Source organism: Lacticaseibacillus pantheris DSM 15945 = JCM 12539 = NBRC 106106 (assembly GCF_001311175.1).
GTDB lineage: Bacteria > Bacillota > Bacilli > Lactobacillales > Lactobacillaceae > Lacticaseibacillus > Lacticaseibacillus pantheris.
In genome coordinates, this window is record NZ_BBAI01000001.1 from 22,482 (window position 1) to 35,658 (window position 13,177).

Here is a 13,177-nt window from a genome sequence, read left to right on the forward strand (position 1 = left end):
TTAAACAATAATAGCTGCAAATGCTTGATATGGCGCTAATTCTGCATTTTGTAAATCATCGGGGATCGTGTCGATGTTGTTAAGCAACACTTTTTTAATCTGATCCTCAGTTTTAAAGAACTGCTTATGCCCAGAAAGATTGGCTACTACCAGCCAACGCTCATCACCCAAAACACGGTGATATGCCATCACTTCAGGTACAGTATGATTAATTAAATCAAAACTACCTTTCACTACAATTGGATTATTGTGGCGGAGCGTATCAACTGTTGATAGGTACTAAACACGGAGTTTGAATCCGCACGAGCCGCTGCCACATTAATTGCGTGAAAGTTGTTATTAACATGGAGCCAAGGCTTGCCGGCACTAAACCCCGCGTATGCACTCTCGTTCCACTGCATAGGGGTGCGGGCGTTGTCGCGACCCTTGACATTAATTGATTGAATAATTTCTGCTTTACTATAACCGCTCGCTATCCGTTCACGATACATATTGACACTTTCAACGTCATTAACTTCATCTATCGAGGAAATCGGGTAATTAGTCATACCAATTTCTTCGCCTTGATAGATGTATGGCGTTCCGCGCAGTAGATGGAGCAAAATAGCAAACATTTTTGCGGAACGAACACGATACTTTTGGTCGTCGCCCCATCGTGAAACAATTCGTGGTAAGTCATGGTTGTTCCAAAATAGACTATTCCAACCATGCGCATAATCGAGTTGTTCCTGCCACTTAGTTAGGACTTGCTTCAACTCCACGGGACGAAACTTTCTCAAATCCCATTTTTCCTTACCGGGCTGCTGATCTATCTGCATGGCCTCAAACTGAAAAACCATCGATAACTCTTCACGTCTTGGATCTGAGTATTGTTGTGCAATTTTGGGCGTAGCCCCCAAGTCTCACCGACCGTCATCAGGTCATGAGGCCCAAACGTTTTACCATGCATTTCCTTCAGATACTGGTGTAAAGAGGGCCCGTTTTCGCGAATCTCTAGATCAGGGTCCTTACCAATCAAGTCAATAACGTCCATCCGAAAACCACCGATACCCTTATCAATCCAAAAATTCATCATCTGATAAATAGCGTTACGTACTTGAGGATTTGACCAATTAAGGTCTGGTTGTCCTGGGCCAAAAAAAGTGTAGATAATATTGACCAGTTTTTTTTATCAAATTGCCAGGCAGATCCAGAAAATGTTGATGTTAATTGATTAGGCTCGTGCCCATCCACCGGGTCCCGCCAAATGTAAAAATCGCGGTAAGGACTGTCTCGTGAACTACGCGAACTCAAAAACCATTCGTGCTGGTCGGAAGTATGGTTGACCACTAAATCCATTACGATACGAATGTGTCGTTTGCGTGCTTCACTAATAAATTGATCCATATCAGCCATGGTACCGAATTGCGGGTCTATGGCCTCGTAATTTGCAATATCATAACCGTTATCCTCGCCTGGCGATTGATACACGGGGCTCAACCAGATAGCATCAATCCCTAGTTGCTGTAAATAATCCAGGCGACTAATTATCCCTGGAATATCGCCAACACCATCGCCATTACTATCTTGAAATGATTTCGGATAAATCTGATAAATAACTGCCGATTGCCACCAAGGCTGCATGCGCATCATCCTCCCATCGAAACAAGTTCCAGTCTCCAAGTACCCTACCCTTCCAGTGGAACCGGTCCTTAGTAATGGCCATTGTTGTTTCCTTGTCAAAGAAGTGCGCCTTATTAATATCAAACCCGACCTTAACCTGGTCACCAGGATTATGGAAATCACGCGCATTAACGTTTGCGATGTATTCCGTGTCATCAGACTTTAGGTAAAGTTGCTCTGTCGCGCCTAATAATTCCGAAACGGAGACCACAGAATTGACAATTGCATCGGGCCAAGTTTCTAGAAAGGCTTGCTCCGAATGAATGTCTTCAGGACGAATCCCAAAGATTATCTCCTTACCGTCGTAACCCTGATCATCCAGAATTCGCGCCCGGCCCGCTGGAACCTTTAACTGGATGGTCTTACCATCCGACACCATACCATGCTATACCGCATGTTGAAGAAGTTCATTGAGGGGCTACCCATAAACGGCAACAAACTGATTGCGGGGATTTTCGTAAACCTGGGCGGGTGTACCAATTTGCTGTACGTGCCCAACCGACATAACCACCACCCGATCAGCCATCGTCATCGCTTCGGTTTGATCATGAGTAACGTAGATAGTCGTCGTGTTGAGTCGCTGATGTAATTTGGCAATCTCAGCACGCATAGAGACCCGTAATTTTGCATCAAGGTTAGACAAAGGTTCATCCATAAGGAAGATTGGTGCGTCACGGACTATTGCCCGGCCTAAAGCTACACGTTGCCTTTGCCCACCAGATAACGCAGAGGGTTTGCGTTGCAGAAAGTCGGTTAGGCCTAGTATATTTGCCGCGTTTTGTACACGTTGATCAATATCCGCCTTCTTGTAGTGACGAAGCTTCAAGCCAAACGCCATGTTGTCATACACGCTCATATGCGGGTAAAGTGCATAACTTTGAAAAACCATGGCGATATTACGATCCTTGGGTGCAACGTCATTCATCACCTGACTATCGATGTTTAGCTCACCCTTGCTAATGTCCTCTAGGCCTGCAATCATCCGCAAAGTTGTTGACTTACCACATCCAGAAGGCCCAACAAAGACGATAAATTCTTTGTCTTTAATGTGCAGGTCAAAATCCTCCACAGAATAATCCTCAGCATCGTCGTATTTTTTTGTATAGGTGGTCCAAATCAATTTCAACCATGTATTTGCCTGCTTTCTTTGCCATTATTTCGACTATCAAAGTTAGCTATAATGTCGCTAAGCCTTAAATCTCCAGTCGTTGGCACCACGTAGTCAGCCTGTCGTAAAACATGTTTGTTGCCAATACCAACCGCAAATTGCCCCGCACCCTTAATAGCCTGTACACCAACCACTGCATCCTCAAACGCAGTTACTTCGGTAGCTCTCAAGTGTAGTAGCTGTTGGGCCCGCTCATAAATTTCAGGATCAGGTTTACCGTGAATCAGAGTTGCAGGGTCTACCACACCCGCAAACAAATCTGCAATGCCCAACTGATTGAGAATAATCGGCGCATTTCGTGACGCGGAAGCTATGGCCATCCTCAAGCCAGCGCCCTGGGCATCCGCCAACAAGTCTGTAATTCCTGGAAGGATGTCCTGCGGTGTCATCGCCCGGATTAAATGCAAGTAAATTCTGTTTTTTTGTATCCATAAACTCTTTTTTTTTGCTGTTCAGAATAATACTGCTGGTTTCCAAACTTTAGAATCACGTTAAGCGAGTCTAACCTGGAACGTCCCCGTAACTCATCATTAGCGGACTCAGGCAACGTAATATTTAACTTCTTGGCCAGCTCGCCCCATGCTTGTAAGTGATACTTTGCCGAATCTGTTAATACACCATCTAAATCAAATAACAAGCCTTTAAGCATGGACATCCCCCCTCTCCAAGTGGACAATCTGGCCGTTGAGTTCAACATCCAGTTCATCACCGCTAAGTAGTTCTACTTGTGTTTTCTCAGCTGTAACGTCCACCGCCAGTAATCGACCACGGTAATTCAGTTTAAAGGAATAATGCGTCCACCCATGTGGAATAAACGGCTTGAACCTCAATTGATTGTGATCATAGCGCATACCTGCGAACCCTTGAACAATAGCTAACCACGATCCGGTCATTGACGTAATGTGTAAACCATCCGTAGTGTCATTATTATAATTATCAAGATCTACCGGGCCGTCCTGGCATATAATTCCACCGCCTTGTCCTGCTTCCCCAACTCTGCCGCTAATATTGAGTGAACGGATGCGCTGAGTGAACTCTCATGTACCGTTAACGGTTCGTAGAAATCATAATTACGTTCCTTTTGATCCAAAGTAAATCGGTCATTCAGGAAGTATATCCCCTGTAACACGTCAGCCTGCTTAATAAACGGACTGCGGAGGATACGGTCCCAGGACCAGTGCTGATTAATTGGCCGTTCATCCTCGGGAATACTACTAGCCGGTCGGAGTTCTTTATCCAGAAAGGTATCGTTTTGTAAAAAAAATACCCAGCTTTTTGTCCTCTGGAAAGTACATGTTGTCCACAATGTCTCGCCAATATGCCTGCTCTTCATCGGTGACGGCCAACCCTTGCATTACATCGTGATCAGCATGGGGAATTCTGGCTAGTGTGTATTGCAGAACCCAAGCAGCCATTGTGTTGGTATACCAGTTATTGTTGACATTATTCTCGTACTCGTTTGGCCCGGTAACACCGTGAATCATGTACTTGTGTTGATGTTGACTATAGTGGACACGATCCGCCCAAAAACGGCTGATTGCCACCAAAACTTCAATACCATCATGGTTAACGTAGCTTTCATCTCCGGTATATGCGGTGTACTGATAAATCGCAAAGGCAACTGCCGCGTTACGATGAATTTCTTCGAATGTTATTTCCCACTCGTTATGACACTCAATCCCGTTGAAGGTAACCATTGGGAACAAGGCTCCCTTTAATCCCTGCTGTCTGGCATTGTGATAGGCTCCGGGTAATTGATCATGGCGATACTGCAGTAATCCACGCGTTACCTGTGGTTGGGCAACTGCTAGGTACATCGGCACAACGTATGCCTCAGTATCCCAGTATGTAGCCCCGCCATACTTTTCACCCGTAAACCCCTTAGGACCAACATTTAGTCTTTCATCCTCACCGTGATAAGTCATAAATAATTGTGCGATGTTAAATCTAATACCTTGTTGCGCGGCCTCATCGCCATCAATAACCACATCACTTGCAGACCAGCGGCTTCCCCACACTGCCGTGTGCTCCGTTAAGTTTTCAGTGAACGATTTAGCTTGTAGCTCATACATAAGCTCAGCAGCACGTTCAACCTGCTCGTCGGGTACTACATCACGACTGGTAATCACGATGACATCCTTCTCGATGCGGACGGATTGACCAGCCTGCAGGGTATCCTCCCAGTTCTCGCTAATAATACCCGTGGCCGTTTTAACGTCACCATTATATGCAGCTCCGTTCAACCGCAAATGCTGCTTAAGTAAAACGGTAAACCGGGGTACACCGTAAGGATTAGGCTTGGTCACCATTTGAATGGTATGTTCATTGCCATCTTCACTAATTGGTTGCCAGAAACGGTCGCCATAATTGCTATCTTCGTTAGTGACGTTACCATCCAAACTGGCATCAAGCTTAATGGTTGCCTGTCCCGCAAGCACATCCGCCTTAACCTCAATTAACGCCGCCTCTTTGATAACATTGCTTAGAAAACGGCGAAACGTAAATCGAACTTTTGTGTCATTACCCACATAGATAAAACTCCGCGAGAGCAATCCTTGATGTAAATCGAGTGTTAACGAAAAGTTCTGGTAAGAATCCTGCGCGAGATCCACTTTGTGACCATTAACAACCAACTTCATGTCAATAAAACTGGGTGCATTGATTACCTTGCCAAAGTATTTGGGATAACCATTCTTCCACCACCCGACAACCGTTTTATCTGGAAACCATACCCCGCCTAGGTAGGTGCCTTGTAATTTATCGCCGGAGTAGCCTTCCTCAAAGTTACCACGCAAACCCATATAACCATTTCCAATTGCAGTGATACTTTCCTGCAACCGCTTGTCCTCCGGCTTAAGTTCATGCTTTGGATTAGCCATGGATCAACTGAAAAAAATTCGTTTCATATCCAACCCTTCACTTTCAAGTGATAACGCTTGTATTCGCTTACAAATGCAATTATGGATTGGCTAGTTTAGTTTTTATACCCCAAAAACTCTGTTACCGCTATCAAAAACTCAAATCACCTCGATGACAAATCCTTTCGGGGCCAGATTCTCCCCGTCGTAACCCTGGGCAAGCTTCGGCTCCATTGACAAGGGAACGGCATTGTTGGTGGTATTGAAATAAGCGGTCAGGTGCGCCGAGCCAACACGCTCAACCTTAATTAAGCCCGTGCTATTTACGCTAAGCCGCGTACTGCCCGTACCCAAAAGTTGAGCATAATCACGCCTAAATTGAACGATCTCATGAACCTTTTGCCAAATAGGTTGGCCTAACTGACTCCAGTCCATTGGCTTACGGCAATCGGGATCGTTATCCCCTGACATCCCCATCTCTGTCCCGTAGTATATGCAGGGCATGCCTGTCTGGGTAAAAATGAATGCCAATGCCTGCAGAGCCCGTTTCTCATCACCACCAGCGACCGTTAATATTCGTGCAGTGTCGTGCGAATCAAGGGTGTTGAGCATGACTTGTGCATTTTGCTGACGATACATCATTAATTGATCAGTCAGTAATTCCACCATGTTCTGTGCCGTCTGCTGACTAGTTAGGAAATGCTCCTCCACCTGTTCCGTAAATGCATAGTTCATTACGCCAGAAAACTGATCACCATTAAGCCAAGGCTGGCTAGAATGCCACACTTCACCAATGACTAGGAAATCTTTTTTTACATTGCTGCGTTGCTTGGTAAAACGCCGCCAAAAATGGTGATCAACCTCGTTTGCAACGTCTAAACGCCAAGCATCAATATCAAACGTCTTAATCCAGTAGGTGGCAATCTCCAACAAGTAGTCCTGCACATCAGGGTTAGCGGTATTCAGCTTTGGCATATGTGGTTCAAATGCGAAAGTATCATACTGTGGATTTCCACCATTATTGCTGGGGTCGTTGAATGGGGTCAGCGGATATGAATTAATATGGAACCAAGATGCAAAACGCGAACTATCGCCATTCTTGAGGACATCCTGCCACTGCAAACTCTGATAACCAATATGATTAAACACGGCGTCCAACATCACCTTCATACCGCGGCGATGAGCCTCATTAACCAACCGTTCAAATAAATCTTTGTCACCAAAGTCAGGATCTATATCAAAATAATCAATTGTGTCGTACTTATGGTTGGATGACGCCTTAAAAATGGGGCAAAAATACAGGCCATTGATTCCTAACCGTTGCAAATCATCTAAATGGTCTAGTACCCCCTGCAAATCACCACCATAGAAATCCTCTCTACCAGGATGATCTTCAGGATTCCAGGGTTTCACACCCTGGGGATCATTGCTTTGATCGCCATTTGCAAACCGCTCCGGGAATATCTGATACCACACCGTAGTTTTAGCCCAATCAGGGGTTTTAACACGGTCAACTTCTTGAAAATATGGTACCCGAAAATTATTTTTTTAAACGATTCTCTGCCGTGTCCGCACGAATACCTCGGTCTGAGAGCAAAACGTGTTGTCCATCACTACCCTCAACTGCGAACTGGTACTGTATCCGGTGATAAGGCATTTTTACCCTCAGCGACCAGTAATCGTCCGTTTGCCCTTCACCGACCTTAACCATATCTGCGACCGAATACTTCCACGTAGCGTAGTCGTCGCTGCGTCGGTGACAGTCATATACGGATCACCGTAGATTAAGCTCACTCGCCGCGCATCCCCTTTAGCGGTGTGCAGGCGAAGTACCAGCAAGTCCTGATCATAAAGAAAACAATCTTCGCTCTCCGGTCTGTGACGAAGTGCTGCAATATTCATACTATTACTCTCCTTTGACTTGTTCCAAAACTACGCCGCGTATGCGCCCAAGGTTATTTCTTGGCCTTGGAGTTCATAATCGCCGACACTCATCATTCGCCGATACTGATGATATGGCATGGTAACAGTACACTGATCACCACTTAACGAGACCATCACAATTGCGGCCTTTGAGCCTAATTTACGGCTATATGCGTACACCTGACCGCTCGTATCAATCAGTCGATAGTCACCATCCTCAAACAATGGTTGTTTTTTTAAGATCAATTAATTGCTGATAAAAGTGGAACATACTGTCCTTATCATGTATCTGGCTAAACACATCAGTCGTATCAACTTCCCGGCCATGGATCCAGGGAGTATGCCTAGAAAAGCCGTGGTTATCCGAATCATCCCAGGGCATTAACCCTCGAGCCGGCAATTTATGAACTAAGGAAGCCATTGCTAAAGCCTCATCTTGTGACATGCCCGCTTCAACACATTTCGAAACAAATGACGCAACCGTTTCGTCATTAAAATCACCAACATTTTGAAATTTCAGATTGTGCAGACCCAATTCATCACCGTAGTAAATAATGGGGATGCCACGCTGTAGATACATCAATAGAGCTAAGCTTCGTGCCTGTGTGGTATTTTCGGCAATTCGTGTGGCAACACGAGCCATATCATGATTACCCCAGTAAAGTACCGGTAAGGAGACAGATTTCAACGTCTCTTGCCATACAACCTGTGTTCGTTTAAATTCGAACCAGTCCATAGCCTTAGGTTGATACTGCGCCGGGATATTAGAGTTAAGCTTGCTTTCATCGTCCGTAAAGTATCGGAACGTAATCACCGCATCCATTAATTTGCTCTGTTGATTAGTGTAATCAGCAGCCAGATTAACGTTTGCTGAGGCGGCTTCGCCCAATAGAAATACATTTGGATAGTCAGTCCTTATACGACTACAAAAGGGGCGTAACCACTCTTGTACTTTCGGTAGATTAGCGAAAAACGGTTCAGCAACAACTGGCTTATTATCTCCACCCAGCACGGGATAGTTTTGGTACAAATCAGCTTGGCAATATGAATGAACGCATCTAACCGCAGGCCATCAATCCCTTTTTTTGAGCCAGAACTCCGCAACATCGCCCATGGATCTCCGTACTTCGGGATTCGCCCAGTTTAAATCGGGCATTTTTTGGTCAAATAAATGGAAGTATGACTGACCACTACCCGCTGGATCAGGAGACCAAACCGATCCACCAAAGAAGCTACCCCAGTTATTAGGGCGATGATTCCCACTACCAGCAAACAAGTAATAATCGCGATAAATGCTATCCTTACTAGTTACCGCGTCCTGAAACCACGGGTGTTGATCAGAGGTATGGTTAAGAACAAAATCCAAAATTATTCTAATTCCGGCCGCATGGAAATCATTGATTAAAGCGTCCATGTCAGCCATAGTGCCCATCGACTCGTCAATGGCAAAATAGTTGGCCACATCGTACCCATTATCAACCTGCGGCGAAACAAAAATTGGGTTCAACCAGACCGCAGTAATCCCCAGTCTCTTTAAGTATGGAATACGTTGCCGGATACCATTTAAGTCTCCGATACCGTCACCATTACTATCCTGAAACGACTTGGGATATATTTGATAAATTATTGCATGGTTATACCAATCGTTCATATACATCCTCCCTTTTCTAAATACTAGGCTAAACACAGGAGGAAGCGGTTACAATGGCCGGTTACTTGTTACCGGTATCAAAAGATTAATAACAGCGTTCAACTTAGCCGGAAATTAGGCTGCTGTCGTACACAAACGGTGCTATAACCTCAATAAATCACATTCGTAATTATTAGACCAAAAAAAAGGGCATATCTCCCTCCAAGTTGTCACCAACAGAATGGCCAGATATGCAACTACCGTCACTAAAAATATGTAATTAAATCTATACCCCATAAACCGCGTGCCCATTACTAATGGCATTGGCAATGGTGCCATTAAGCACAATCTCGGCTTTTTTTGATCATGTCATCCTTGCTCTCTTCCAAATCACTATCTAGCCACTGGACGACCTGCATCACGATTGCCCACGCATAAAAGTCGGTAATGGCGTGGCTGATTTTGGCCGGCGTATTTGCGTCGACGCTAATTACCACCCGTTCCACCATGCCCGTAGCCGCCGAGTATAAAAAGTTTTCCAGCAACTCGCGCGCAACGGACCTTAACGATTCCTGACAGAAATGCTTGTTGTCAACGATGTAATCTAACATCAATTGGTACGCATGCTCCCAGCGGTCAATCTGGGTGTATTGCTGTAATTGCATCAGGATATCCTGTTTGTAAGTCCAACGGAGCAACTCGTAGATATCGTCAAAATGATAGTAAAAGGTATTGCGGTTGATGTGCGCCGCGTTGGCCAATTTACCAATCGTAATGTGATCGAGCGACGTTGTTTCCATCATTTGTTTCAAAGTACGTGCGAGTACGTCCTCAGTTGTTAGCTGGGTCATAAGATTTGCCTCCGTGTTATTAGTACCATTGTAATGCCTCAGCTGTGGCCTGACAAATTGGTCTGGTCCAAACGCTGACTTGTATGGTTAACCGCAAGTGTAACGCTCTTCACTAAATGTAACGCGAACCGAAACAGCACCCGCGGCCATACAAGATAACATCACCAAACTGACGTTATTTTCACCCCTTGTCGGCTTTTAAACAAACATAACCGTTTGTCCATTCATATCTGTCCGGATAGCGCTTACAATGTAAAACGTAGGGTAGGAGCCCGTATGGAACCTGAATAAAGCGATTGGAGCTGGTTTTGCAATGAAGAAAGTATTCGTATTGACCTGCGGCGTGGCCGCACTGGTGGTTACAGCCGTAGTAATTGACAAGCTTGACCTCTGCCATGACGAGGCCGCTGACTACCGGCCGTTTGAACCGGAAGACTAGATTGGGGGGAATAGATATGACCAAAACTAAAGCCATTATGATTGGTGCCGGCCTGGCAAACATGGCCGCCGCCGTGTACCTAATTCAAGAGGCCCACTGGCCGGGCCAAAACATTACCTTTTACTCCCTCGATGACCACGGCAGTAACGACGGTGCGGCAACCAACGACACCACCGACGAATACTGGAACCGCGAGCACCCGATGGAGAACACCAAGGGTTACGTTGCGCGTGGTGGCCGGATGTTAAACTACCGCACCTACGTTGACTTGATGGACCTGCTACAACGCGTTCAATCCGTCACTGAACCCGGCATGACCGCGGCAGAAGACACCCACGACTTTGATAGCAAGCACCGCACCTTTGACAAGGCCCGCCTGCTGCAAGGGGGTAAGGGTATCATCAACGGTGGTCACCTGGGGCTGAACAACCAGGACCGCATCCTGCTCAGCAAGTTGGTCTTGATGCCGGACCGCGACGAGGAACAACTCGACAACGTCTCCATCGCCGAGTACTTCAAGGACGACCCACACATGTTCCAGACTAACTTCTGGTATATGTGGGAAACCACCTTTGCTTTCCGCACACAAAGTTCTGCGCAGGAGCTACGGCGTTACATGCACCAAATGATTTACGAATTTACGCAAATTGAACACCTGGTCGGCGTGAACCGGACGCGTTACAACCAGTACGAAAGCATTATGCTGCCGCTGATTAAGTACCTGCAGGACCAAAACGTGCGGATTGTGCTTGACCGGCGCGTCACCGACTTCGACTTTGCCGAGTCCACCATGCAAGACGAGATTACCGTTACTGGCATCCACATGACGGATGTCAACAGTGGCGAGGAGCAGCACGTGGAGGTTGACGACGACACCGCCGTCATCTTCACCAACGGCTCCATCACCGACTCCGCCACCCAGGGCGATTTCAACACCCCGGCCGCGGAAAACATGGACTACGGCGCTGCCGCTGGGCTGTGGAAGAAAGTCGCGGAGCGGTTCTACAACGTCGGTAACCCCGACAAGTTCTTTGCCGACCGCAACGCCAGTGAGTGGGTCAGCTTCACCCTGACGACCAAGAACCACCTGCTGCTTAACGAAATCAGCCGTATCACGACGCAGGTGCCAGGTAACGCGCTGAACTCGTTCCTGTCCACTAGCCCCATTTCACCTTTGGGTCAGGTTGACGTCAACATGTCCATCGTGGTTCACCACCAGCCGCACTTCACCACGCAAAAGCCGAACGAGACCGTGCTCTGGGGCTACTTCCTGTACCCACGGCGTCACGGTGAGTTTGTCGACAAGCCGTACATCGAAATGAACGGTAAGGAAATGGTCGAAGAGCTGATTGGCCAGTTGAGCAAAGTCGACCCGGGTCCCGGCAACATTCGTGACAAGCATGACGAGATCATGGAGTCCATCATCAACAACATCCCCGTCTACATGCCGTACGCCTCCGCGCTGTTCAACAACCGCGCCAAGAGCGACCGGCCGCTGGTCATCCCGGCCCACTCAACCAACCTCGCCTTCACCGGTGAGTTCGTTGAGCAGCCATACCAGATGATCTTCACCGAGCAAAGTGCCGTTCGTTCCGGCGAGATTGCCGCCTACCACTTTGCTGGTATCCCAATGAGCCACCTCGTAAAGAATCCGCGTTACGACAAGGATCCTCAGGTGCTGCTGCGGGCTACGAAGAAGATGTTCAGCTAACTTTGCTACGTTACACCAGATTACAATGTTACATGCGAAACCACCACGGTGCGGGACCGTGGTGGTTTTGTTGTAGCGTGGGTTATGTGCCTGCGCTGTATTTGCCGGCAGCGTTGGTTGGGTTGGCGAGTTACGGCTTAGTGGGCGCTCCGCGGTAATCCACTGTTAGGGCGAAACCTCCAACTCACCAAGACCGGGTGAGTTTCCGGTGCGATTATGAACCTGCCCGGAAGCCCGCCGGTCAGTTTCATAACTCGTCGCGCCGTACGTCACTGCGTTCCTACGGCGGTACCCCCTGGCAGTGGTTACCGCTCCGACCCTCACACCTCCACTCACCAACCCAACCGACGCGGCCTCACGCTACTACGATAACCATGTCTACGGTAACGACGCATCCACCCCAACACCACTTTGCCTGCACTAATCGCTGTGAGACTCGTCCGCGACATGTGTTATCAGATAACGACCTGATACTTTAGTTATCAGTCAACCCGGAACGAAAGATATGGTGTAATCACCGATAGCAAAGTATAAAATCGTTCGCTAAAGACCACTGTTACGGATGCGTCGAACTAACGAGGCCGTAAAAGTGGTGGTGGGGCGGAGGCGTCGTGTCTGGAGACGTGAGTACTATAGTAGCGTGAGGCCGCGTCGGTCGGACCGGTGAGCGAAGGCGTGTGGGGTCGGAATGGTAACCACTGCCGGGGAACGCAGTCAGTTTGCGCTTTAGCGCTTACTGACTGATTCTCGCAGGAATGGCGCAGCCAGTCCGAGAGTTCCATTTTGCTTTAGCCATTAGAACGCGACGAATTTCGAGACTGACCGGTGGTTTTCCGGGCAGGCTTGAAATCGCGGCGGAAACACGCCCGCACTTGGCGGTTGGAGCCTTCGCCCTAGCAGTGGATTACCATGGAGCACCCCACGTAAGCCGCAGT

Annotated in this window: 5 protein-coding genes and 6 pseudogenes; 2 read left to right on the plus strand and 9 right to left on the minus strand. The window is 47.3% G+C overall.

Translation table 11 applies throughout. The features are described 5' to 3' along the window. The 9 genes and pseudogenes from JCM12539_RS14390 to JCM12539_RS00135 form a co-directional block, all read right to left on the minus strand. Positions 1-234 carry an alpha-glucosidase C-terminal domain-containing protein gene (locus tag JCM12539_RS14390; protein ID WP_263849700.1) on the minus strand — a complete coding sequence of 78 codons (234 nt, stop codon included), beginning with the start codon at positions 232-234 and terminating at the stop codon, positions 1-3. Beyond that, positions 234-1,162: pseudogene (locus tag JCM12539_RS14395) on the minus strand (alpha-amylase family glycosyl hydrolase). Before JCM12539_RS14395 ends, JCM12539_RS14390 begins: the two are co-directional and overlap by 1 nt. Then, positions 1,072-1,623 (minus strand): alpha-amylase family glycosyl hydrolase, encoded by a 552-nt coding sequence (locus tag JCM12539_RS14405; protein ID WP_263849702.1) that lies wholly within the window; start codon positions 1,621-1,623, stop codon positions 1,072-1,074. Before JCM12539_RS14405 ends, JCM12539_RS14395 begins: the two are co-directional and overlap by 91 nt. Before the next feature lie 73 nt (positions 1,624-1,696). Next, positions 1,697-2,792 (minus strand): annotated as a pseudogene (locus JCM12539_RS00110) (ABC transporter ATP-binding protein); the annotation flags it as partial. Continuing rightward, a pseudogene (pgmB, locus tag JCM12539_RS00115) lies at positions 2,785-3,479 on the minus strand (beta-phosphoglucomutase). The pseudogenes JCM12539_RS00110 and pgmB, both read right to left, overlap by 8 nt. Beyond that, a pseudogene (locus tag JCM12539_RS00120) lies at positions 3,452-5,736 on the minus strand (glycoside hydrolase family 65 protein). The pseudogenes pgmB and JCM12539_RS00120 overlap by 28 nt, the downstream one beginning before the upstream one ends. A gap of 111 nt (positions 5,737-5,847) precedes the next feature. Next, positions 5,848-7,590, minus strand: a pseudogene (locus JCM12539_RS00125) (glycoside hydrolase family 13 protein). Between the two features lie 238 nt (positions 7,591-7,828). After that, positions 7,829-9,268 (minus strand): annotated as a pseudogene (locus JCM12539_RS00130) (alpha-amylase family glycosyl hydrolase). Positions 9,269-9,579: 311 nt separating this feature from the next. Continuing rightward, positions 9,580-10,092: a TetR/AcrR family transcriptional regulator gene (locus tag JCM12539_RS00135; protein WP_225350135.1), complete on the minus strand. Its 513-nt coding sequence runs from the start codon at positions 10,090-10,092 to the stop codon at positions 9,580-9,582. A gap of 313 nt (positions 10,093-10,405) precedes the next feature. On the opposite strand from JCM12539_RS00135, the gene JCM12539_RS14410 reads away from it, so the two are divergent. Together JCM12539_RS14410 and JCM12539_RS00140 are read left to right on the plus strand one after the other, a co-directional pair. Continuing rightward, positions 10,406-10,531, plus strand: coding sequence for a hypothetical protein (locus JCM12539_RS14410; protein ID WP_263849703.1), 126 nt, complete (start codon positions 10,406-10,408; stop codon positions 10,529-10,531). 16 nt (positions 10,532-10,547) lie between these two features. Further along, on the plus strand, positions 10,548-12,242 hold the full coding sequence (locus JCM12539_RS00140) for an oleate hydratase (protein WP_054648313.1): 1,695 nt from the start codon (positions 10,548-10,550) through the stop codon (positions 12,240-12,242). Positions 12,243-13,177 lie beyond the last annotated feature (935 nt).